This window comes from Mucilaginibacter aquariorum, from assembly GCF_024498135.1.
GTDB lineage: Bacteria > Bacteroidota > Bacteroidia > Sphingobacteriales > Sphingobacteriaceae > Mucilaginibacter > Mucilaginibacter aquariorum.
On the sequence record NZ_JANHOH010000001.1, the window covers coordinates 652,860 to 679,018 of the forward strand.

The window sequence follows — 26,159 nt, forward strand, 5'->3', positions numbered from 1 at the left end:
ATTAAGAAAGGCCGAAGTTAATAAATTCGACAAAGTTTATAGACTATTTTTTACAATTTTATAAACAGATAGAATTTAACAAAGAAAAGGCCCTTCATTTGCATTTATACCATTACAAGGCTTTTATAAAGACTTAAAATTATCAAACTGATAATCACGATCGCTTTAGTTGCGCGATTTCTGCAATTTGATCTGTTGCCGAGAATACTGAATTGCCCGCTACAAAAACATTGGCACCAGCTTCTATAAGCTTTGCTATATTCTGATTGCTTACTCCGCCATCAACCTCAATATATAGGTTTGGATTGGAGTTAGCGCTCATGGCTTTAACCTCGGCTATTTTAGTGTAGGTATGTTCAATAAATTTTTGTCCGCCAAAACCGGGGTTAACAGACATTACCAGCACCATATCCAAATCGGCAATAATATCTTTTAACATTGCGGTAGGCGTAGCGGGGTTAATAGCTACCCCTGCCCTGCAGCCTAATTGCTTTATTACCTGTACCGTACGGTGCAAATGCGGGCAAGCCTCGAAATGCACGGTAATGCTATCCGCGCCGGCTTCTGCAAAGTCTTTCAGATAGCGGTCGGGATCAACAATCATCAGGTGCACATCCAGTGGTTTGGTGGCATGTTGTTTTGTAGCCTTTACTATGGGGAAACCAAATGAGATATTAGGTACAAACATGCCATCCATCACATCCACATGAAACCAATCTGCCTCGCTGTTATTGATCATTTCAATATCGCGTTGCAAGTTGGCAAAATCGGCAGCTAATATAGATGGGGCTATCAAATGGTTCATGACGGTAAATATAGGGGAATTTGTTTAATGCAGTTAGCAGTTGATAGTTGGCAGTTGGCATTTTTTTTTGCAAACTGCCGACTGCAAACTCCTTATATCACCATCTCCGGGATCTCGCCTTCAATGATCAACTTACCTGCGGTAGCATTCTTAATTTCCTCCACGCTTACCCCCGGTGCACGTTCCAATAGCCTGAAACCACCTTCGGGCAATACATCAAGTACAGCCAGCTCGGTCACTATTTTTTTAACGCAATTAATACCGGTTAATGGCAATGTACATTTTGGCAATAGCTTTGATTCGCCGGCTTTATTAACGTGCTGCATGGCCACGATAATGTTTTCTGCGGATGCTACCAAGTCCATAGCGCCGCCCATACCTTTTACCATTTTACCGGGGATTTTCCAGTTGGCTATGTCGCCGTTTTCGGATACTTCCATGGCGCCTAAAATGGTTAGGTTAACCTTTTTGGCACGGATCATACCAAAACTCATGGCCGAATCAAATATCGCGGAACCGGCTAATTTGGTAATGGTTTGTTTACCTGCATTTATGGTATCGGCATCCTCTTCACCTTCGAACGGGAAAGGGCCCATACCAAGCAAACCATTCTCTGATTGCAGGATAACATCCACATCATCCGGGATATAATTGGCTACCAGTGTTGGAATCCCAATACCCAGGTTAACGTAGTAACCGTCTTTTATTTCTTTAGCTATTCGCTTTGCGATGCCTTGTTTGTCTAACATATATTCTACTTAACCGTCATTGCGAGGAACGAAGCAATCTCAGAACTTTGCATAGCCGATAGTCTATCGGGAGATTGCTTCGTTCCTCGCAATGACGCGTGGGTTTATCGTGATTAATTATCTCTCTTCCTAACCGTTCTCTGTTCTATCCTTTTCTCGTAATTCTCGCCCTGAAAAATGCGGTGCACGTAAATGCCGGGGGTATGGATGTTGTCCGGGTCAAGTTCTCCGGGTTCTACCAGCTCTTCTACCTCGGCGATGGTTACCTTACCGGCCATGGCCATAACCGGGTTAAAGTTTCGCGCGGTGGAACGATAGACAAGGTTACCCAGCCTATCCCCTTTCCAAGCTTTTACAATGGCGAAATCGGCATCAAAAGCCATCTCCATCAAGTAATCTTTACCATTAAAATTGCGGACTTCCTTCCCTTCAGCCACCTCAGTACCTATACCGGCCGGGGTAAATATAGCGGGCATACCATAACCAGCAGCCATGCAGCGGGTAGCCAGCGTACCTTGCGGTATCAGCTCCACTTCCAGTTCACCGCTAAGCAGTTGGCGCTCAAACTCGGCGTTTTCGCCAACGTATGAGGAGATCATTTTTTTAACCTGGTGCTGGTGCAGTAACAGCCCAATGCCAAAGTCATCTACCCCGGCATTGTTAGATATACAGGTCAGGTCCTTCACCCCTTTTTTAACAAGGGCTAAAATGCTTTTTTCGGGGAGGCCGCACATGCCAAACCCGCCAAGCATGAGGGTCATGCCGTCTTCTATATCGCGTATGGCCTCGTCGGCACCGCTCACAACTTTATTCATGTTATATAATTGGTTGCGGTAAAATTAGGCATTTTGGATGAAGCTTCCCAGTAAAAATACTATGCATGCATAATATTTTTTTATTCCCTATTTATCGGATCTTGTTCCGTTTGTTTCGCCCTTATTAATTTAATAAAAACTCTTGAGCGTCGCTCCTTACTCGCTTCTTAAACTTTTTATGGGGTTTACCCAGGCTGCTTTTATGGCCTGCCAACTAACGGCTATCAAACATAAAATAATACTTAAAAACAATGTTGCCACAAACACCCAAACACTAAACGTTGTGTGATAGGTATACGTGTTAAGCCATTGGTTTATATTATACCAGCTTATAGCTGCCCCTATTACAAATGATACAAATACCAGTTTAAGAAATTCCTGCGATAGCTTTAACCAGAGCCCGGCGGTGCCTGCACCCAATATTTTACGGATACTTATCTCTTTTCCACGCCGCTCGGCTGAGAATGAAGCTAAGCCAAACAGACCGAGACAGGATATAATAATAGCTAAAAAGGTGAACATTACAGCCATTGTGCCAAGTTGCTGTTCGGCTTTAAACTTGTTGCTGAAACTTTCGTCAGTAAATTTATAATCAAAGGGATAATATGGGTTATATCTTTTGTAGATCTCCTGCAAAAGCCCGATGTTTTTTGATATGGAATTTGCCGGATTAAGCCGCAGGCCTATATTACCTATCCAATCTTTTGAAAACCCTATTATAGTGGGTTTAACCGCTTCATACGGCGATCCCCATACAAAATCCTTTACCACGCCAATAATTGTGCGCTCGGCATTCATCCACGCAATTTTTTGTCCGATAGGGTCTTTCAAACGCATTAGTTTTACGGCAGCCTCGTTTAAAACAACTGCTGTTGAATCTGAAGGTCGATCTTTGGCAAAATCGCGGCCTTGTATTATCTTTATCTGATAGGTATCAAACATATGATAGGTAGCCGCTATACAATCTATAGGCAACTTATCTTCACCGGGTAACTGGCCCGGCCATTTATTTTTCCATGTAGCGCCGGTTATGGTGGTTATGGGCTCGGATATAATGGCGCCATCTGTAATTGCACCCGCGCTGATAGCATCCTGCCTGAAGCTTTCAAACTTATCATACATAGCGCCGTCTATCGGTAGTTCAATAAGCCCGCTACGGTTATACCCAATGGGGAGGTCTTTGATATAATTGATCTGCTTATAAACAAAAATGCTTGATATAACCAGGCAAATAGCAAAGGTAAATTGTATAACAACCAAAACCTGGCGAGGCCTGATAGTTGATCTTGTATTAACAAATTGCCCTTTTAAAACTTTAACAGGATTAAAGGACGACATAAACAACGCCGGGTAACTACCCGCGAACAAGCCCGTAATGACCGTTATTATAAATGTTATTAACCATACCCATATGTTGCTGTAAGGAATGTTTAACTGAATGCCAATAATGTTTCCAAATACAGGCAACAGTGTAATAATCAATACTAATGATAGCATTAACGCCACCAAAGCCATCAGCAGCGATTCGCCCATGAATTGTTTTATCAATGTGATGCGGCGGGCACCAATAGCTTTGCGGATACCCACCTCCCTGGCGCGACGTTCTGACCGGGCGGTAGATAAGTTCATGAAATTTATACAGGCGATAACCAATATACCGATAGCCATAAAGAGGAACAGGCGCACATAATCAATCCGCCCGCCCGCATTAACACCGTTTTTAAAATCGCCGCGTAAATGCAGATCAGTAAAAGGGTAAATAAATAATTTAACTTCTTTATCAGGCGCAAAATGTTCACCTATAAGGTTCTTTATCTTTACATTAACAGTGTTGCTTGATGTACCGGGCTTTAAAAGCACGTAGGTGGCATATGAATAGTTGTCCCAGTTTTCGCCCTTTAACCAGGGTTGCTGTGACAAAAATGCTTCCCACGAAATGATGACCTTAAAGTTAAAACTGGAATTTGGGTTATCCTTTATAACCGCGCCAACCTTCATCGGGAACTGATTACCAAATTTTATAACCTGGCCTACCGGGTTTATATTGCCAAAAATTGCTTTAGCAGTCGATTCTGTAAATATGATGGAAGATGGATCGGACAAAGCGCTGCCCTTGTTGCCCTGTACAAAGTTAAAGCTGAACATGTTTAATATATCAGGGTCAACAGCCACAGTATTAAATTTCAGCCCTTTGTCTTTGTAAAATATCACCACATCTTTCGGCTCGTTTATGCGGGCGGCATTGGCTATCTCAGGGATATCTTTCTTTAATGCACCGGCAAGCAACTGCGGTGTAAACCATTTGGTGCGTATCCCGCCATAAGTTGGCTGATTTTTAAACACTTGGTATAAGCGGTCGCCATTTGTGTGGAATTTATCAAAAATATACTCGTTGTAAACATAAAGGAGAAGCATGAAACTTACCGCCATACCGATAGCTAACCCGCCAATGTTTATCAGGGACGAGATCTTGTTTCTAGTAAGGTTTCTCCATGCTATTTTGAAGTAGTTTTTTATCATGATTTAGGCATCGCTTATTTGTTTAATACTACAATATCAGCACTATAGATGTTAAATTACAATTTTTAACATCTATTAACTAAACAAAAAAGCGATGAGTTAAACCCATCGCTTTATAAATCTTGATTCTTGTGTCTTTCCTCTTGATTCTCTTTTACTCGCTTCTTAAACTTCTAACCGGGTTGGCAACTGCCGCCTTTACGGTTTGGAAACTTAGGGTAACAAGGGCTGCCAGGAGCATACCGGACCCACTCAGGGCGAAGATCCACCAGCTTATGGTGGTACGATCGGCAAAGTTTTCCATCCACTTGTGCATTGCCCAGTATGCAAGGGGTGTTACCAGTACAAAGGCCAGTACAATCAGCCATATTAGTTCGGTTGATAACAGGGTGACTATTTGCGCTACAGATGCCCCTAATACCTTACGCACGCCAATTTCTTTGGTGCGTTGCGTAGTGGTATAAATAGCCAGGCCCAATAATCCAAGGCAACTGATAAAGATAGACAAGCCCGTTGCCCATGTTAGCAGCTTTGATGTATTTTGCTCGGCAGTGTAAAACTTGGCAATGTTTTCATCATAAAAATTATATTCAAAATCATCTTCAGGATAAATGGCTTTCCAGGCTTTCTCTACACCGGCAATAGCTTTTTTCCACTCATCGCCACCCGCGGTTTGCGCTTTTAGGGCAATGTGGAAAGTGCGGTTGTTCCATTTATTTTTTACAGGTATTAAAATAGCCAAAGGTTTAATAGCTGAGTGTAACGATTTTTGGTAAAAATCTGCAGTAACCCCTATAATTTCCCTTTTCTTTTCATTGTAATCAAGCACTTTCCCGATGGCATCATCAGGGCTACGGAAGCCTAAAATTTTAGCATAAGTATTATTGATAACTACACCACCGCCGCCTACGGTATCTGTTGATTTTAAATTACGCCCGGCCAGCAGTTTTATCTGGTAAACTTTCAGGTAGTTTTCATCGGCAAATTTTTGTTGCAGGTCGGTTTTAACTTCCTTTTTACCATCGTTATAAGTAACCATTGTGCTGTTTGTATTACCAGATGATGGCGGGGCACCGCCAACGCTTATCATTTCAATTTGAGGGATGGCGCTTAACTTATTCATAAACACCTGCTGTTTGTTGGTATTTATTTGTTTAAATGGGGTTGATATATTTACTATGGCATCTTTTTTAAAGCCCAGATCTTTATGCAACGCGTAATATATTTGCTTGCTTACCAGTATAGTTGCCATTATAAAAAACTGGGCTATAACAAACTGGGTTACCGTTAACGATTTACGCAACCATGCACTGCGAGATTTACTACCACCACTTTGCACCTGATTTTTAAGTACCTGCGCCGGCTTATAGCCCGATAGCATAAGCGCCGGATAAAAACCGGATAATACGCTTACTACTGCAACCAGTATGAACAGGAATATAAACAGATCTGGCTGTTGCAGATAGTTTACTTTAACACCTTCGGGTATAAAACTGGAAAAAAGTTTTAATATAACCGGGGCTAAGGCTACAGATACAATAACCGCGAAAAGGGTAATAAGGAAGGTTTCGCTTAAAAATTGCATGATAAGCTGCCCACGGGTGCTTCCCATTGTTTTACGGATACCAATTTCTTTGGCGCGTTGCGATGCCTGCGCGGTTGTAAGATTAATAAAGTTGATACATCCCAATATCAACAGGAACGCGGCAATAATTAACAGGCCGTATAAGGTGGTTTTATTGGCCGTTCTAACACCATCCATGCCGCCGTAAACCTGGTCAAAGTGGATACTCTCAAGCGGCTGCAAATGAAAACCCTGCGTATTTCCCTTATTTTCGGGCTTTGGCGGGTCATGTTTTTTTAACATCACATTCAATTGCTTTTCAACCTGCGCGGCAGAGGCTTTGGGCGAAAGCTTTATAAATAGCTGTGATGCAGAGTTAGTATTTCCCCATTGCGACAACTCGAAATTATTTTTCAGGTAGCTATCGGTACTCCCGCTTATGTACGATATAAAATCATGGTAAGCAAAGTCCGTTCTCTCCTTTAAAGGCTCAACAATCCCGCTAACCGTGGTTTTAACCGAGTCGTCATATATCACTTGCTTGCCTATCATATCCTCATAATTTAATTTGGGGAAATAGATTTTGGCCTGGGTAGATGTAAGTACCACCTGGTTAGGTGCTTTCAAAGATGTTTTTGCCGATCCGCTGATCCACTTATAGTTGATCAGGTTAAAATACTGCTCATCGGTAAATATTACCCCCTCCTGCTTTTTAATTTTGTTATCGGCAGCCGTACCGTTAGGGATCAAAACGGTTGTTTCTCCGTAAATATAAAAAGGTGCAACTATATCAATTCCGGTAGCCTCTGTTCTTGCCGCAGCGGGCAGGGCCATAGTTACCCCGCTGTTATGACCAACCTCGCCGGCAAACGAATAATCGGTTGTTACACGATAGATGCGGTCGCTGTCTTTATGAAATTTATCAAACGTAAAATCAAAGTGGACGATGAGATAAATTACCAACGCGGCACTAATGCCAATTGATAAACCAACAATGTTGATCAGGGTAAAAAGCTTGTGCTTACGAAAACCCCGAAATGCGATTTTAAAATAATTTTTGATCATACACTGTTGATTTAATGTTGTGTTTATCTATCTCACACTTCCCTATTATCCTGATTCTTATATCTTGATTCTTACTTCTTGACTCTATTCCTTACTCACTCTTCAAGCTCTTCACCGGATTTGCCAACGCGGCCTTTATGGCCTGCCAGCTTACCGTACTTAAAGTTACCAGTAAACTTATAAATATGGTTGCGGCAAAAACCCATACACTTATATCGGTATGATAGGTATAGTTTTTCAGCCATTCGCTCATAAAATACCAGCTGAGCGCCGCGCCGATAAAAAACGCTATTAACACCAGTTGTATAAACTCTTTTGACAGGTTATACCACAGGGCTCTTGTTGAGGCACCCAATACCTTACGGATCCCTATCTCTTTACGGCGCTGCTCGGCACTGAATGATGCCAGTCCGAATAAGCCCAGGCAGGATATCACAATGGCCAGTATCGTAAACGAATTTGCAAGCGTGCCCAATAGCTGTTCAGTACGGAACTTATTATTGAAAAGCTCGTCAACAAACTTGTATTCGAACGGGTATTCGGGGTTGTATTGTTTGTAAACCGATTCTAACTTGGTCATCGCGTTTGATACAGACAGCGCGGGATTTAAGCGCATGGTGGCAGTACCGGCCCAGTATTTCATATAACCCACTATTACCGGTTTTACAGGCTCGCCGGGGGCACCCCAATAAAAGTCTTTTATTACACCTACTACGGTACGCTTTTGCCCCTGCCAGGTAATGATCTGCCCAAGTGGGTTTTTCAGGCGCATTAATTTAACCGCCGATTGGTTCAGCATAACAGCTGTAGAATCTGACGGGCGGCCCGGGTCAAAATCGCGACCCTCTGCCATCTTAACACCAAATGTGCTGGTAAAGTGGTAAGTGGTAACCATCTGGTCAATTGGTATCTTATCCTCGCCGGGCAGTTGGCCGGGCCATAATACCCCCCACGATGCACCATCGGCATTGGCAATGGTATTTGAGGTGGCAGAGCCTTCTATAACTGCCCCGGTAGCAATGGCATCCCTCCGGAAATTCTCAAACTGATCGTATATTTTACCATCCTGCGAAATTTCTACCAGTCCGTTCTTATCGTATCCTAAAGGCCTGTTTTTAATGTAATTAAGCTGTTTGTATATCAATATGGTTGACAGGATAAGGCAGGTTGCAAACACAAACTGCACAATAACAAGCACCTGCCTTGGCCGAAGCGTTGATGAGCCGGTTTTAAACACCCCTTTTAAAACCTTAACCGGTTTAAATGATGACAGGTACAGTGCCGGGTAACTACCCGCTATGATACCGGTAAGCACGGTTATACCCAAACTTACCACCCAAAAATAAGGTTGGTTATAAGGGATAACCAGGTTTTTATGAATGATACTGTTAAAGTTTGACAGCAGCAGCGTAGTTATTACCAGGGATAACAAAAAGGATATAATCGCCATAAATAACGATTCGCCCATAAACTGCTGGATGATAGAAAAACGCCCGGCCCCTACAACCTTACGCACCCCAACTTCGCGGGCGCGGCTTTCAGATCGCGCTGTAGACAGGTTCATGAAATTGATGCAGGCTATCAGCAAAATGCCTATGGCTAAAAACATAAACAAACGAACGTATTCGATAGCGCCGCCTGTGTTTACCCCGTTTTTGAACTGGCTGTAAAGATGTATGCGTTTATAAGGGAACAGGAACAATTTATTGTCTTTACTCTCGGGATCATATCGGGGTATAATATTTTGCACTTTGGCGTTTAGCTCCTTAATATTGGCTCCTTCCTTTACCAAGGCATAATTTTTAAAGGCATAATTCCCCCAACCAGAGTTTTTTACCCATGGCTGATCAGCTTCAACCATGGCCCACTGCCCCATTATTTTAAACTTAATGGTAGAGTTTTCGGGCATATCCTTAATAACGCCTGTAACGGTTACCAGGCGTTTATTATTTAGCTTAAAGGTTTTACCCATAGGGTCTTCATCACCAAATATGGCCTTAGCGCCCGATTCTGTAACTATAACCGATGCCAGGTCTTTAAAAACTGTTTTTTTGTCGCCTTTTATAAACGTGTAGGAGAATATGTCCAGTATACCCGGGTCGGCAGATAGCATTGACACATTAAGCGACTTATCCTTATAATTTACAAGGTTATCACTCCCACCATTGGCACGAGCTGTTTTTTCAATCTCGGGGAAATCCTTTTTTAAAACCGCGGCAACCTGTACCGGCGTACTGTTACCTGTATTAATATTACCATCCGATTTTTGATTACACCAAACCTGGTAGATCCTGTCAATATTTGTGTGATTGTTATCATAGGTAAATTCGTTGTAAACATATAACAACAGCATAAAGCTAACGGCCATACCTACCGCCAGGCCGCCTACGTTTATAAAACTGAAAAGCTTGTGCTTGGCCAAATTACGCCAGGCAATTTTAAAATAGTTTTTTATCATACATTCAAATCTCCTGTCATACCTTATCTTATTCGCTCTTTAAGCTTTTAACCGGGTTAACCAACGCGGCTTTAACAGATTGAAAGCTGATGGTTATAAATGCTATTGCCATTGCTCCACCACCTGCCACGGCTATTATCCACCATTTTATACCATCGCGGTAAGCAAAACCCTGCAACCATTTCTGCATAACTAACCATGCTATTGGCGATGCTATCAGGATAGCTATAATAACCAATTTTATAAAATCTTTGGAAAGCATTCCCACTATAATAGAAATACTGGCACCCAACACCTTACGGATACTTATTTCTTTAGTACGCTGCTCGGCAGCGTAAGCGGCAAGGCCAAACAGGCCAAGGCATGCAATAACAATAGCCATGGTGGTAAAGGCAATAAAAATGTTCCCCATGCGCTGCTCGGTGCGGTAAGTATTTTCAAAATCTTCATCCATAAAGGAATAATCCATTTGCTGGTTGGGCGATAGGGTGCGCCATTTTTCTTTCACCTGCGCTAATAAAGCGGTGGTTTTAGCGGTATTGATACGTACGGCGATGCTCCCCCTGCTCTCGTTCAAAGAAAATAGTACAGGTGTAATATTCTCGCGAAGCGTATTAAAGTTAAAATCTTTTACAACCCCTATAATATGAAGAACTTTGAACTTTTTCCCGCTGTTATCTATAGATTGATACAACTCTTTGTTAAGTGGATCTTTAAACCCTAAAATTTTAGCAGCAGCCTCGTTAATTATTAGGGCTGATGAATCGCTTTTCATGGCTTTTGAGAAAGCACGACCGGCTATTATTTTCATGCCCATGGTACTTACATAATCCTCATCAATATCCCAGATCTGGCTGGAAAGGGCCTTTTTGATATCCAGCGTAGCATCCTGGAAGAAAGTGGTACTGTTGCGCCAATTACTGGTTGGTACAAAACCCGTCATGGTGGTGTTTACTACGCCCGGCAGTCGTTTTAATTCTTCTTTAAACACTTTTGATTGATTGCCTAAAATTTCGATATCATTTATGAGCATTACCTGTTCGCGGTTATAGCCCAGGTCTTTACTTTGAATAAATTTAAGCTGATGATAGATAACCAATGTACCTATGATCAGAAAGATGGATATAGAGAATTGGAACACCACTAAAAAGCTGCGCAAAAAGCCACCTTTAAAGCCGCTTGATAATTTGCCCTTTAAAACATCAATAGGCTGGAATGCGGAAAGGAAAAATGCGGGATATGAGCCTGCCAAACAACCTATTACCACTACGGTAATAAGCAATGCCGGCAATAACCATACAAAGGTTGTTGCGGTAAAGGCAAGCTCTTTATCTGCCATTTGATTAAATACGGGCAATAACAACCAGGCCCCTATCACAGATATAACCGTAGCGATGAACGTTACCATTACAGACTCTGAAAGGAACTGTATGATAAGGTATTTACGCGGCGAGCCCAGCACCTTGCGCACACCAACTTCGCGGGCGCGATTGGATGAACGGGCAGTGCTTAGGTTCATAAAATTTACGCAGGCTATCAACAGAATAAATATCGCGATAGCAGAAAATATATAAACATATTGAATATTACCGTTTGCCCTTAACTCGGCCACACGGTTTGATTTAAGGTGAATGTCTCTTAGCGGAATTACACTTAACCTAAAATAGTTCCCTCCCTTTTCAAGTTGCTCATAGCTCATATGAATGGCTGCCTGGATCTGCCCACCAACATACTTACTCACTAATACAGGGAGCTTTGCTTTAAGTTTTTCAATATCGGTGCCTTGTTTTAATAAAATATAGGTGTTAAAGTTATTGCTTAACCAGGCATCCTCTTTGCTCTCATCCAATCCTTTCATCGAAAGCAGGAAATCAAAATTAATGTGCGATTGTTTCGGGATATCTTTTATAACACCTGTAACCTTGTAAAACAGGGTATCGTTAAAAGTCAGCGTTTTGCCAACCGCGTCATCTGTATTAAAATATTTTCTCGCAGTAGTTTCGTTTATTACTACACTTTTTTCGTCGTTTAAAGCGGTTTTAGGGTCACCATGCAGCATAGGGAATGTAAACACATCAAATACTTGCGGGTCGGCATATAAAAAATTATGCTCCTGTACGTTTTGGTCGCCTTTGCGTACCTTAAAGTTACCGCGCTCCCTAAACCTTACTGCTTTTTCAACCTCGGGGAAATCGTTTAACATGGTTTGCGCCAATGGTGCCGGCGATACGGCATAACTGTTGGTATTGCCCCCAAACTTAATTTCGTTGTTGAGGCGGTAAACACGGTCGGCTTTTTTATTGTAAGCATCGTAGCCCAACTCATCTATCACATAAAAAATAATGAGCATACAAACGCATAAGCCCAAAGCAAGGCCCAATACGTTAATGATGGTAAAGCCCTTATTCTTTTTTAAACTCCTGAAGGCTGTTTTGATATAATTTTTAAACATGACGTAAATTATTAATGTAAATCAATATCCCGGGCAGGTCTTCTGCTTAGGCTATATGACAACCTATAAAGCAAACAGGTTACTCACTTCGTAAACTTTTTACCGGGTTGGCCAGTGCGGCTTTAACCGATTGAAAGCTTACTGTTATAAAGGCTACCATTAATGCAAGGGCACCTGCTAACAGGAACACCCACAACGATATATCAATACGATAGGCAAAGCCTTGCAGCCACTTATGCATGGCAAACCAGGTGAGCGGGAACGATATAACAATGGCAATAGTAACCAACTTTAAAAACTCTTTTGATAGCATACCGGTAATACTCACCTCTGATGCACCCAGTACCTTTCTGATGCCTATTTCTTTTACCCTTTGGCGGATGGTAAATGCAGCCAGGCCAAACAAGCCTAAGCTGGCTATAATAACCGCCAGAACGCTAAATGCCGTGAATATTTTACCGGTACGCTGTTCGGCAGTGTAGAGTATAGCAAACTGATCGTCGAGGAAGGTGTAGCTGAAAGGCCCGCTTGCATGGAAGCCGTCCCATTTTGTTTTAAGGTCAGCTAAAAACGGTTGCATATCGGCTGTTTTAACCTTTACAATTATTGATCCGTTGCTGTGCCCGTATAACATCATCAATGGGGCAATTGCTTCTTTAGCCGATGAGTAATGGAAATCTTTAACCACACCAATTATAGTAAACTCGTGCTGGCCCGAGCGCACAATGGTTTTACCTATAGCATCGGTTTTGCTTAAACCCAGATCGCGTACAGCGGCTTCGTTTATAACAACAGCAGATGAATCGCCGGGGGATGCCGGTAAAAAGTTACGACCCAAAGCCATCTTCATACCCATGGTTGGTACATAACTTTCATCAACATGATAAATGTTGGCGTGGATCTCGTTATGCGGCTGGTTCATAGCCGTGGGCTTCAAATATATTTGTGTACCATCGTTAACCCGTACAGGTACATCGCTGGATATGGTGGCGTTTAATACTCGTTTATCCTGCAATAAGGTTTGCTTAAAAGGCTCGATATTATTCCCAAGTGTATAAGTATCATTTACCACTACTACCTGGTCTTTATCATAACCCAGCTTTTGGTTCTGCATAAAACTTAATTGCTGATAAACAACCATGGTAGCTATAATAAAGCCTGTTGATATAGCAAACTGGAAAACTATTAACCCGCTGCGCAATAAGCTACGGTTGCTTTGTGTATTGCTATTCCCTTTTAATACGCTCAGTATTTTAAATGATGAGATAAAGAATGCCGGGTAAATTCCTGCGGCAGTACCTACAAATAAGGCTACCAGTAATTCAATAGCAATAGCTTTATAACTTAAATAAAACGCCATGGTAAGATGTTTGCCGGCAACATCATTAAAGTAAGGCAATAACAGGTAAACTAACCCTAAGGCCAGCGCCATTGCAAACCCGGTAAGCAGGATAGATTCTGCCAAAAACTGCGATACGAGGTTGCTTTTTAATGAACCCAGCACTTTACGGATCCCCACCTCCTTTGACCGCTTTGCCGAAGCCGCGGTAGATAAGTTAGTAAAGTTGATACAGGCCAGTATTAATATAAATGCCGCTAATGCCCCAAATATGTAAATGTATTGCATATCGCCATTTGCCTCGCGCTCGTATTTGGTGTGCGATTTTAAGTGGATATCTGTAACTGGCTGTAGAGTAAAAAGAAACGTGTTTACCGATTTTTGCGCCTCGGCAAGGCTCACACCCATATCCTGCTGAATTTCGGGCACTACATATTTAGCTACAAGATCGGGGAAGTGGGCTTGCAGTTTCTTTGGATCGGTGTTTTTATTTAATAGCAGGTAGGTATAATAACCCAGATTGCTCCAGGTTGCCCGCCTACCGGTAATGTAGGTTATAATGCTTACAAAACCATCGGCATGGAAGTGTGAGTTATCCGGTACTTTATTAATAATGCCGGTAACTTTCATTGATTTATCGCCCACAGTAAGCATTTTGCCCATTGCAGTTGCATCGCCAAAGTATTTTTTGGCCATATCTTTAGTGATCACAATACTATTAGGCTCGGTCATGCAGCTTTTTGCATCGCCCTCAAGTAATGGGATAGAGAACAATTCTAAAAAATTGGCGTCAGCCATAGCAATATTGGCCTCTTTAAACTGACGATCATCATATTTAACAAACTGAGGCGAAAGGCTCCCCAGGCGGGTTGACGCGATGATTTCGGGATAGGCATTTTTCATACCCTCGCCTACCGCGATATCAACCATAGGGTAAACAGTGCTGCCGCCATTTTCGGCAACGCCCAGGTTTACCCGGTACAACTGATCTGCATTTGCCGAATAGGTATCATAGGTTAATTCCTGATACAAAAAGCCACTGATGAGCATGCAACAGGCAAGCCCAATAGCCAAGCCAGACATATTAATGAACGAAAATACCTTGTTTTTAGTGAGGCTTCTCCAGGCAATTGTAAAATGGTTCTTTATCATGATAAATATGATATACTTAAAACTAATACCAATTATTTAACTAATTTATTTTCAAATAGTTAGTTAGATAAGAAAGCGTTCCTATGTACGTTAACGTAACAGGGATTGTTCGGTAATGATACAGTGTTTGAGGAAGATGTAAGAGATAAGAGTCAAGAACCAAGACTTAAAAAGCATTCTTGATTCTTGACTCTCATCTCTTTATTCTAAATCTATTCTGACCGTAAACTTTTTACCGGGTTTGCCAGCGCTGCTTTTATGGCCTGGTAACTTACCGTTGTAATGGCAATAATTATTGTAATTAAACCCGCTAATGCCAGCATCCACCAGCTTAGGGTAATACGGTACTCAAACTTTTGCAGCCATTTGTTCATAGCCCAAATAGACACAGGTACGGCTAATACTATGGCAATACCTACAAGTTTTAAAAAGTCTTTTGATAACAGGGCAGTAAGGTTAAATACCGTTGCACCAAGTACTTTACGTACACCTATCTCTTTAACGCGCTGTTCGGCCGCATAAGCCGCTAAACCAAACAAGCCCAGGCATGATATAACAATGGCCAAACCACCAAAAAGATTAGACAGTGTAGCCAGTAACTTTTCGTTCTGGAACTTCTTCTCAAAATCGCTGTCAACAAATTTTACGGTTGGCGGGTAAGCCGGGTTAAATGTTTTAAGGGCTTTGTTTATAGCTTCTATATTGGTACTGATGCTTTTGTTTTGGTTTAAGCGAAGGTCGATAGTTGCACCGTTACTGCCGCCATAACTGGTTAACATAGGACGTGTTTTTTCGTAAGGGGAGCCCCAAACAAAATCTTTATACACACCAACTATAGTAAGTTGCGTATCGCCCCATTTTATCAGCGCGCCTATCGGATTTTTAAGTTTCATCACTTTTGCGGCTGATTCATTCACCATAACTGATTTGCCCGAAGTATCAGCCGGATAATCAGGTGAAAATTCACGTCCGTCTATTAACTTAACACCCGCTGTTTTGGTGAAATCTGTACCTGCGCTAAACACGTCAAACAATATGGTTTCATCATCCCGTTTGCCCGGCCAGCTTACACCCCATGTATTATTGCCATTTTCGGTAATACTTTGCGAAAATATGGTAGCGTTAGTAATTGTACCCGAGCTTTTTAGCTCGTTTATCAACACGGCGCTATTTTTTTGCAGGTCGCCTTCTATGGGTATCTCTACAAGGTTGTTTTTATCAAACCCTGCAGATTTTTCCTGCACAAATTTTATCTGGCGGTAAATACATATGGTAGCGGTTATCAGGAACACAGCAAAACCAAATTGCACTACAACCAATACTTTGCGTAAAGGCAATGCGGAACTATCGCCTTTAAATATTCCCTTTAAAACTTTAATAGGCTCGAATGATGATAGATAGAATGCCGGGTAACTGCCCGCGAGTATGCCTGTAAACAGACCAATGCCTAATATGGCTATCCATGTAAACAAGCTACTGTATGGTAATGCCAATTGTATCCCCAACAGATTATTAAAATAAGGTAAGGAAACGATCACTATAACAATTGCGAGCGCCGTAGAGAGCAGTGAAAGAATGATTGATTCGGTAATAAACTGACTAACCAAAGATGCCCTGCTTGAACCAATAGCTTTGCGGATACCCACCTCTTTGGCACGCTCTTCTGACCGGGCCGTGCTCAGGTTCATGAAGTTTACACAGGCAACCAGCAAAATACAGATAGCCAGGGTGATGAATAGTTTTATCTGATCTATCATCCCTCCCACAGGTTTGCCTTCAACAAATTCCGAATACAGGTGCAATTTGCTGAACGGGTAAAGAAAAAGCTGATTCTTGTTACCATCATTATGCCTTTCCACCATGTTTTTCATGATGCTATTGGCACGCGTTAATGCTGATGGGTCTTTCAGTTGTACAACAGTACGGGCAAAATTGCTACCCCAATCGGCATTTTTTGCCCACGCGTTCGAATCCTCAAACATCACCCATGGTAAAACAAATTCAAACTGAAATGTGGCGTTTGCAGGTACATTCTCAATAACACCGGTAACCTTTAACGGCAACTGGTTATTACGTTTAACTATCTTATTCATGGGGTCTTCATCACCAAAAAGTGTTTTAGCCAGCTTTTGGGTGATGATGATAGAATTTGGCGATTTTAACGCGCTCGACGCTGTGCCTTTTATAAAATGGTAGGAGAATATATCAAAGAAGCCATCGTCAGCAAACAAGCCCGATTTTTTAAAGCTGTTGTTTTTATAGGTAAGCAAGCCCTCGGCAGTATAGCTAATAACCCTTACCGCGCGTACGGCATCCGGTATTTCGGTTTTAATAGTTGCCGCTGCCAGGCGTGGCGTGGCCGCGAAGGTATAGATCTTACCATCGCCGGGCTGGTTATTTTCTACAAGGTATATGTTATCGATATTTTTAAACTGCTTATCATAATTAAGGTGATAGGCTACATATAAAAGCAAAAGCAGGCAACTTGCCATACCCAATGCTAACCCGCCCGAATTAATTAATGAAAATCCTTTGTGCTTGATGATATTACGCCAGGCAATTTTGAAATAATTCTTTAACATATACCTCTTATTTTTATTGTGATATTTTATTTTGCTGATACATTAACGGTTCCATCGCCACGTACTTCAACCAGTGAACCACCGCCGTTAAGCTTGCCAGTTACCCGTTCTTTTTCTTTGTGGCCTTCAAACTTACCACTGATGTTAAAATTAACGTTGTTACCTCTTAGGTCAACATCTACGCCCTGGCTGGTTGGTAATTCCAGATCTACGTGGCCCGAGTTTGCATCAATTTTTACATATTTACCTACACGCAGCATTTGTACATGCATGCTGCCAGCACTGGTTGAAGCATCTACACTGCCAGACATGGCCGATAAATTTACGCTACCGCCAGAAGTACCGGTTACCAATTCCCCATCTATACTGCTGCCCCTAACACTGCCGCCGCTGGTTTGCGCGTTTATAGTTCCTTTCAGGTTGGTAAGGTTTAATGACCCACCGCTGGTTTCCAGTTTTATACGGCCTTCGCAATTGTTTGCAGTTACGCTGCCACCACTGGTTTCCAGGTCAATATCCTGTTTTGAGTTTGAAACGTTGATGCTGCCGCCAGATGTTTCGCCCTTTATTACACCGGTTAACCTGTCTACACTGATACTGCCGCCGCTGGTTTCAAAATTTTGGCTGCCTGTTAAATTATCCAGGTGAAGGCTGCCACCGCTGGTGCTTAGGTTTGTAGTGGTTTGTTTATTCACATAAACTTTAAAGCCAATGCTTAATGATCTTCTCCAGTTCATGTTATTTCTGCGGCTTTTCGCGGTTGCATGCAGCTCGCCGTTCTGAATGTCGATATTCAGGATATAATCTTCCTCCAGGCGTTTTTTGATCTCTTCTTTGGTAAGGCTTTGGTTATTATTACCCACCACGTAAACATCAATATGGGGTTGTTGTGTACCCGCACCGCTTACCGAAATGCTGCCACCACTGGTGTTTACAAATACGGCTTTAATACCGTCGTTAGTTAATGCACGGGTGTAATATGGCGTTTTGCTATCCTGCGCCGAGGCAAAGTAAACCGGCGATGCCATCAATAATAAAAGGAAATACTTTTTCATAATGTTTAAGTTTATTAGAAGACCACTTTTTAGTGGCATTGGTTGCATGTGTTTAAAAAAAAGTCGATAGTCCATGGACCATGTCGATAGCTTTTGATTGCCGCGCATTCCATGGACTATCGACTATGGTCTATGGACTAAATCATTCACTTCTTAAGCTCTTCACCGGGTTTGTTAATGCCGCTTTTATTGATTGTATACTTACTGTGGCAAAGGCTATAAGCGCCGCGCCCCCACCAGCCAGCAGAAACACCCACCAGTTAATGGTAATTTTATAGGCAAAATCCTGCAGCCATTTATCCATGGCAAACCAGGCTATCGGGCTGGCAATAAGTATGGCTATTACTACTAAACGCATCAGATCTGTTGATAGCAGGTTTACAATGCTGCCCACACTTGCGCCTAATACCTTGCGGATACCTATCTCTTTAACACGCTGTTCTGCAGTAAAGGTTACCAGGCCAAACAAGCCGAGGCAAGCAATACTAATAGCAAGAATGGTGAATATTAACAGGATAGTTCCTTGTTTTTGTTCTGTTTGATATTGTGCTGCAAAGTTCTGGTCAAGGAAGTGAAATTCAGCTTTATTCTCAATATCAAAAGTGCTATAAACTTTAAAGATATAATCTAACGATGCCTGTACATTCCCCCTGCTAATGCGCACATATACATTGTCTTTATCTTTTGCTTCGGCAGGTAGCCCCATGGTCATTGGTGCTATTTTGTGCTGTAACGAATAGGTATTAAAGTCTTTTACTACGCCAACTATAGTTTGCTCAATAACTTTGCCTTGCTCATCAACGCCGGTGCGCACGCGTTTGCCAACAGCATTTTTCCAGCCCAGTTCTTTAACCAGGGTTTCATTTACGATGATAGCGTCTTTAACATCGCTTGTAATGGCTTTTGAGAAGTTACGGCCATCGGCCATTTTTATCTGCAGGGTTGGGATAAAATCTTCATCTATCTGCAGGTTTTGAACGATCTTTGATTCGGAAGTTGCCTTGCCATCGGGGCCAAGGTTAAAATCGCCGCCGCCTATATTGTTGTTGCCGATAGGGTTACCCGCTACACCAACGCTTTCAATAGCCGGGTTCAACAGTAATTGTTGCTTTAATGCATCTACCTTACCCCGTACCTCGCGGTTATTAATATGAAAGGTAAGTGTTTGTGCTTTGTTAAAACCCAGGTCTCTTTTCTGAAAGTAGTTTAATTGCTGGTAGATAATACAGGAACCGGCTATCATTACAATGGTAATAACAAACTGAAATACGACTAATGATTTCCTGAAAAGTATGGTTGATAATTGGCTACCCAACTGCCCCTTCATGGCCGGTATGGTTTTAAACCCTGACAGGAACAATGCAGGATAAATACCGCTTAATATGCCTGTTAATAAGGCGAACCCAATAAATATAGCAACTGTTGGTATAGTGCCGAATTGCAGCAGTATTAAACTTTTACCAGATAGCTGATTGAAGTATGGCAACACAAACTGGATAATAACTGCAGCCAATAAGGTAGAAATAAAGGTAAGCAGGATACACTCGGAGAAAAACATTAACATTAGCTGTGCCCTGTCAGAGCCGATTACTTTGCGTACGCCAATTTCTTTGATGCGGATGGATGACCTTGCCGTAGTGAGGTTAACATAGTTGATAATAGCGATAACCAGTATCAGCAAAGCGGTAATGCTAAACACATACACATAAGTGATATTGCCGTTAGAGCCCAGTTCATAACTCAGGTTCGAACGCAGGTGGATATCTGTAAGCGGCTGTAGTTCCATAGTAAACTTCATTGGCCCCAGGTCATTCTTAATATGCTTCTTAAAGAAAGCGTCTCCGGCTGCCTCTATTTGCTTATGATCATCATGGTCTTTAAGTAACAGGTAGGTATATAAGTTTGAATTACCCCAGTTACCGCCATAGCCTTTAGTATAATCGGCGGGTATGGCGCGCAATGCTTTAAAGCTAAAGTGAGAGTTTACAGGGACATCAGCTATAACACCAGTAACGGTTGCCGGCTGGTCGCCAAGTGTGACTGTTTTATTGAGGGCTTCGGCAGCATCACCAAAAATATTTTCGGCAAGTGTTTTTGTAAGTACAATGGTTTGCGGTTTTGATAAAGCGTCGTTAGCATCGCCATACAAAAACTGGTAACTGAATATGTTGAAGATACTATTATCGGTAAACAACATACTGCCTTCATTTATGGTTTTATTGCCATAAGTGATCTTGCTGCCACCTTCAGGGTCTATGCGGCAGGCATCAACCACTTGCGGGAACTCGGCTTTTAAAGTTGGCGCGTATGGCGGCGAGGTAACCGCCAGATCAAACTTACCACCGTTCCATTGGCCATGCTGGGCAACACGGAAAATGCGGTCGGCTTTAGTATTATACCTGTCGTAGCTCCATTCGTCAGTAACATATAACGCGATCAACCAAAAGGCTGCTATACCCATAGCAAGGCCAAATATATTAATGAACGAGAAGGCTTTGTGCTTCTGCAGGTTTCTCCAAGCAATTTTGAAATAATTCCTGATCATGGCGATGTTGTTTGACTAGATAAACTTAAATAAAATGCCAAATATATAATAGTCTAATTATCAATTAATTAAATCAATTATATATTTGGCAATACGTTCGTAAGTGTAACAGTATATGTTCGGTTATGATACAGTCCGAAGCAGAAGCAAAATGTTAGAATCAAGAGTCAAGAATCGAAAAACTGTCTTATGTCTTGATTCTTGACTCTTAAATCTATTCCGACCGTAAACTCTTCACCGGGTTGGCTATCGCTGCTTTAATAGCCTGAAAGCTAACCGTTAACAAGGTTATCACTACGATGGATACTATGGCGATGAAGAACACGCCTGCACCTATATCAATGCGGTAGGCAAAGCCCTGCAGCCATTGGCTCATGGCCCACCACGATAACGGGAAAGCTATTATGACTGCTATTATCACCAGTTTCAAGAAGTCTTTGGTAAGCATAACAGTTATGTTATTTACCGAGGCTCCAATCACCTTACGGATGCCTATTTCTTTTTGTCGTTTTTGCGCGGTGAACGCAACCAGCCCGAATAGACCGAGGCAGGATATGATGATGGCCAGTGCCGAAAAATATCCTGCTAAAACAGATACCCTGGTTTCGGTTTCATACTGTTTCTGATAAGCTTCGTCAAGATAGTTAAAGGTGAAAGGAAAACCCGGGTTATAGGATTCGTACATTTTTTGAATCTGCGCGATGGTTTCCTTTTGCTGCGTGCCTTTTATTCTGACCATAACTTTAAACCATGGGTTTACCCCCTGCCCCAACAGTATAAAGGTTGGTTTAACCACGTCGTGTAACGATTCGAAATGGAAATCTTTAACAATGCCAACAACCTGGAACGGCGTATCGCCCCATTTGATGGTTTTACCAATAGGATTTTTAAGATTAGTAGCCTTTGCTGCCGTTTCATTGATGATAATCTTATTATTTTCGTCGCCAAAGCCCTTTGTAAAGTACCTGCCCGCAGCCATTTCCATGTCCATGGTCTTTATAAAGTTATAGCCGGCCCACATCCCCTCGAAATAAACATTTTGGCGTGGATTTTTGCCCTCCCAACTCAAATCTGCCGAACCAAAATTACGACCAATAAGGTTGTGCTGCGTAAAACTGGCATTTACCACACCAGGAATAGTTTTTAAAGCGGTAGTAAAATCCTCTTCATTACCCTGTAATTTACCTTCCGAATCAATCCTGATGACGTTATCTTTGTTATAACCCAGCTTGGTTGATTGTATGAATTGTATTTGCCTGTATACAACCAATACAGCAACTATCAGCATGGCCGATAGCGTAAACTGAAACACCACCAAACCTTTACGGGCAACAAGTTCGGCAAATGATGATTTAAGCTTCCCTTTTAAAATAGCTAAAGGTTTAAATTTGGATAGATATAACGCCGGATAGCTCCCTGATAAAAGACCTGTAAACAAGGTAATGCCTATCAACACCGCCGCCAGCGGCAAATCAAACTGCATTTTTATATTCTTACCTGTAAGCAGATTAAACTGCGGCAACAATAACCAGGCAACCGCAATAGCCACAATCATTGTGAATATCGCCATCAGCAATGATTCGGAAAGGAACTGGATAATGAGCTGACTACGTTCGGCACCTACAACTTTTTTAATACCCACCTCTATCATTCTGCCCGATGCTTTGGCGGTACTCAGGTTCATAAAGTTGATACAGGCAATAACCAATATAAAAATGGCTATCAGCGAAAACAGCTTCACATACTCGTAACGACCGCCTACCCTTGCACCGTGGTTAAATGTATTTTGCAGGTAGTTATCAGAAAACTTCATGGCAAAGGCGCTGCGTGTTGTATCACCGCTGTTTTTGGAAATAATGCCGGCAATGCGTTGGTTAAAAGCATTAACATCGGTGCCTTTTTTAAGCATGATAAAATTATGCGGACCGCCATTATTCCATGTTTTAACCCAGCCCTGAACATCCGCCAGGTAATCAAACGATAATACAAAATCAAACTGCTGTGATGAATGAACAGGCAGCTTTTCAAATACACCCGATACAAAGAAATCTTTATCATGCTGAAACTTAATGGCCTTACCTATAGCATTCTCGCTTGTGCCAAAAAGTTTTTTTGCAAGCTCGTCAGATATTACAATGGAGTTTTTATCGTTAAGCACCTTCCCCCGTTCGCCATCAAGCATTTTAAAGGAAAATATATTAAAGTAATCTTTACCGGCATACTGCCCCCATGCTTTAATATTTTTATCTCCGGATGAAAGGGTAAACTTCTGATACCAATCTGCAGGTGCAACAGCCGCGGCATACAGCACTTCGGGGTTTTGTACTTTCAAAACTTCGCTAACCAAACCCGACGATTCATCTGTAAGACCCTGGTTTTCCCCGCCTTTTCGGTGTTCCATAACCTGATATACCTGGCTATCATTCTCAAAAAACTTGTCGTAGCTTACCTCATCGTGTACCCACAAATAAATGAGTAAAGTACAGGCAATACCCGCCGAAAGGCCAACCACATTCAATAAAGTAAACTGTTTATCCTTTACCAGGTTGCGCCATGCAATTTTGAAATAGTTTCTTATCATGATATTGAAATTTTAAACCCTATATCTAACTCTAATCATAAATCCCTACTCGCTCCGTAAACTCTTAACGGGATTAGCCACCGCCGCTTTTATAGCCTGGAAACTGATGGTTGCAAAAGCTATAAGCACTGCTATAATACCGGCCAACAGGAATACCCACCATTGCATATCAATGCGGTAGGCAAAGTTTTGCAGCCATATATTCATAAGCCACCATGCCAGCGGCGACGCTATCACCAAAGCCACAATAACTAAAACAATAAAATCTACTGATATTAGAGATACAATGCCCGATACTGTCGCGCCTAATACTTTACGGATGCCTATCTCTTTGCCACGTTGCTCGGCGGTAAATGCGGCCAAACCAAACAGGCCAAGGCAGGAAATAATAACCGCCAACACAGCAAATACCGACATTAAACCAGATGATTTTGCATCGTTACGATAGATCTTATCAAACTCCTGATCGAGGAAACTGTAACTGAACGGTTGCCCCGGAAAATTCTCTTTCCATACGGCCTCTACCAATTTTATGGTTTCAGCTTGTTTGTTGGGTGCAACTTTTAACAAATAATTTGTACTGTATCCGGTATTATTTTTAAACACGACCGGGCCAATTTTATCATGCATGGTTCGATAGTTAAAATCTTTAACCATGCCTATTACCACACCTGTATCGCCCTGCGATATAAAGCGTTGCCCTATATAAGGTTTATGCAGATTAAGTTCTTTAGCAGCAGTTTCATTTAATATGGCATTGTGCTCATCTACCTTACCTTCCAAAAACCATCTGCCTGCGGTAAAATCCAGCTTTACCAGTTTGTTGTAATCACGGTCTACATCAAAATAGGAAATGGCGGGGTCAAAATCTTTGGGGCGGCCATCCCAATCTGCACTTCCCGATGAATAACTATTGTTGTCCTGGATAGACCCCAACCCTATTAATGATACCGCCTGTATAGGTGCCTGCTGTAATAAACTTTGTTTAATGGTTGATTTTACAGCCACTTTTTTTGCATCATCTAAATGGCGCATCAGTTTCCACGGAATATTAAAAGACATGATCTGCGAGCGATTGTAGCCCGGGTTTTGCGAGCGGATAAATGCCAGCTGACGGTAAATAGTTATTACACCTACTATCAGGAATATAGAGAACGTAAATTGCAGCACCACAAGGCCTTTACGCAGAACTGTGTCTTTCATTTTAAGTACACTGGCACCCCTAAAAGTATTTAACGGCTTAAATGACGATAATAATAGTGCAGGATATATACTATTTAAAACAATGGTTATCAGCAGCGTAGCTATCATAATAAACCACAGGTAGCCCGAACCCACAGTTAACGAGAAGTTGCGTTCGGTAAAACTGTTGAACGATGGTAAAAATACACTGATAATAAGCACCGTTAACGCCAGCGCCATTAAACTTACCAAAGCAGATTCTGATACAAACTGCGCAAACAGATGCTTACGCCCCGCCCCTACAATTTTTTTAATGCTTACTTCTTTTGCCCGTAAACTGGCCCTTGCGGTGGTAAGGTTTACATAGTTAATGCAGGCTATCACCAATAACAATACACCAAGTATCACAAAAATTAAAACAACTTTTTTGTCGCCATGCAAAATACTGGAGTTTTGCAGGTCGCTCTCAAAATGCATATCGGTTAACTTTGTTAAACCTACTGTAAGGTTTTTTTGGTCGCGGTGCTTTTCTAGGATGCCCTGTAATTTAGCGGCTGTTTTTTTGATCTCGGTACCCGGCCTAAGTTTTAAGAAGATTAGGTAATTAAAATTGCCCCACTGTAGCTCATTCTCTTTTTGTTTCACATCGGCGTGCCTTGCCGCCACCGGGATATATACATCAAATTTAAAGCTGGAATTTGCTGGTGCATCCCTCACAATCGCCTGTACCTGGTAATCAATTGTATCAATGCGTATAATTTTACCAATTGCATCCTGGTTAGCAAAATATTTTTTTGCCTTAGTTTCTGATAGGATAATGCTAAATGGGTTTTGTTTAAATGCTATGGCGTTACCGCTTATAAAATCATTTTTGAATACATCAAACCAGGCATCGTCAACATAAGCCGCGGTAGTTTCAGGGAAAAATTCGCCCCTGATATTCAAGTAAAGCGGCTGGTAGCTTACAGGTTGCACACGGGTAAGCGCCTCCACCTCGGGCATTTGTTTTTTTGCTTCCTCGCCTAAGTTATAGGGCGAATTTTCCCAAACCCAGGTGGTTACTTTATCTATGGCCAAATAATCTTTAATTCGATATATATTTTGGGCATCAGGTTGGCTTTTATCAAAATTATACTCGTTTTGTACCCATATAAATATGAATACTGCCGCAGCCATACCAACAGATAAACCAGCAATATTAATGAAGCCGGTTGTTCTGTGTTTCCAAAAGTTTCTCCACGCGGTTTTGAAGTGATTTTTTAGCATATGATTTAGCGTTAGATTATTACGTTACC

13 protein-coding genes and 1 pseudogene are annotated in these 26,159 nt (G+C 41.8%); 1 reads left to right on the forward strand and 13 read right to left on the reverse strand.

What is annotated here, in order from left to right; all coding sequences use genetic code 11:
* Positions 1-154 precede the first annotated feature (154 nt).
* The 7 genes from rpe to NPE20_RS02870 all read right to left on the reverse strand — a co-directional run bounded on the left by rpe (position 155) and on the right by NPE20_RS02870 (position 12,428).
* On the reverse strand, positions 155-805 hold the full coding sequence (rpe, locus tag NPE20_RS02840; RefSeq protein WP_256537085.1) for a ribulose-phosphate 3-epimerase: 651 nt from the start codon (positions 803-805) through the stop codon (positions 155-157).
* Between the two features lie 92 nt (positions 806-897).
* Entirely contained in the window at positions 898-1,554 is a 657-nt protein-coding gene (locus NPE20_RS02845) for a 3-oxoacid CoA-transferase subunit B (RefSeq protein ID WP_256537086.1), read from the reverse strand.
* 113 nt (positions 1,555-1,667) lie between these two features.
* The gene (locus tag NPE20_RS02850) at positions 1,668-2,369 is read right to left on the reverse strand and encodes a CoA transferase subunit A (protein WP_256537087.1); all 702 of its coding nucleotides are present in this window, start codon (positions 2,367-2,369) and stop codon (positions 1,668-1,670) included.
* 156 nt (positions 2,370-2,525) lie between these two features.
* Positions 2,526-4,889 carry an ABC transporter permease gene (locus tag NPE20_RS02855; RefSeq protein WP_256537088.1) on the reverse strand — a complete coding sequence of 788 codons (2,364 nt, stop codon included), beginning with the start codon at positions 4,887-4,889 and terminating at the stop codon, positions 2,526-2,528.
* Between the two features lie 154 nt (positions 4,890-5,043).
* Positions 5,044-7,518 carry an ABC transporter permease gene (locus NPE20_RS02860; RefSeq protein ID WP_256537089.1) on the reverse strand — a complete coding sequence of 825 codons (2,475 nt, stop codon included), beginning with the start codon at positions 7,516-7,518 and terminating at the stop codon, positions 5,044-5,046.
* Between the two features lie 91 nt (positions 7,519-7,609).
* Complete coding sequence (locus NPE20_RS02865; protein WP_256537090.1) at positions 7,610-9,976, reverse strand: ABC transporter permease; 2,367 nt, start codon at positions 9,974-9,976, stop codon at positions 7,610-7,612.
* A gap of 28 nt (positions 9,977-10,004) precedes the next feature.
* Positions 10,005-12,428 carry an ABC transporter permease gene (locus tag NPE20_RS02870; protein WP_256537091.1) on the reverse strand — a complete coding sequence of 808 codons (2,424 nt, stop codon included), beginning with the start codon at positions 12,426-12,428 and terminating at the stop codon, positions 10,005-10,007.
* A gap of 65 nt (positions 12,429-12,493) precedes the next feature.
* On the opposite strand from NPE20_RS02870, the gene NPE20_RS26920 reads away from it, so the two are divergent.
* On the forward strand, positions 12,494-12,562 hold the full coding sequence (locus NPE20_RS26920) for a YSIRK-type signal peptide-containing protein (protein WP_354003234.1): 69 nt from the start codon (positions 12,494-12,496) through the stop codon (positions 12,560-12,562).
* Here NPE20_RS26920 and NPE20_RS02875 read toward each other — a convergent pair.
* The 6 genes and pseudogenes from NPE20_RS02875 to NPE20_RS02900 form a co-directional block, all read right to left on the reverse strand.
* A pseudogene (locus NPE20_RS02875) lies at positions 12,556-14,919 on the reverse strand (ABC transporter permease); the annotation flags it as partial. The gene NPE20_RS26920 and the pseudogene NPE20_RS02875 overlap by 7 nt on opposite strands.
* Before the next feature lie 212 nt (positions 14,920-15,131).
* The gene (locus tag NPE20_RS02880; RefSeq protein ID WP_256537093.1) at positions 15,132-17,501 is read right to left on the reverse strand and encodes an ABC transporter permease; all 2,370 of its coding nucleotides are present in this window, start codon (positions 17,499-17,501) and stop codon (positions 15,132-15,134) included.
* A gap of 26 nt (positions 17,502-17,527) precedes the next feature.
* A complete protein-coding gene (locus NPE20_RS02885) occupies positions 17,528-18,556 on the reverse strand; it encodes a DUF4097 family beta strand repeat-containing protein (protein WP_256537094.1) in 1,029 nt (342 codons plus the stop codon).
* A 142-nt stretch (positions 18,557-18,698) separates the two neighbouring features.
* A complete protein-coding gene (locus NPE20_RS02890; RefSeq protein WP_256537095.1) occupies positions 18,699-21,101 on the reverse strand; it encodes an ABC transporter permease in 2,403 nt (800 codons plus the stop codon).
* Positions 21,102-21,315: 214 nt separating this feature from the next.
* Complete coding sequence (locus tag NPE20_RS02895) at positions 21,316-23,682, reverse strand: ABC transporter permease (protein ID WP_256537096.1); 2,367 nt, start codon at positions 23,680-23,682, stop codon at positions 21,316-21,318.
* A gap of 45 nt (positions 23,683-23,727) precedes the next feature.
* Complete coding sequence (locus NPE20_RS02900) at positions 23,728-26,130, reverse strand: ABC transporter permease (protein WP_256537097.1); 2,403 nt, start codon at positions 26,128-26,130, stop codon at positions 23,728-23,730.
* Positions 26,131-26,159: the final 29 nt, after the last annotated feature.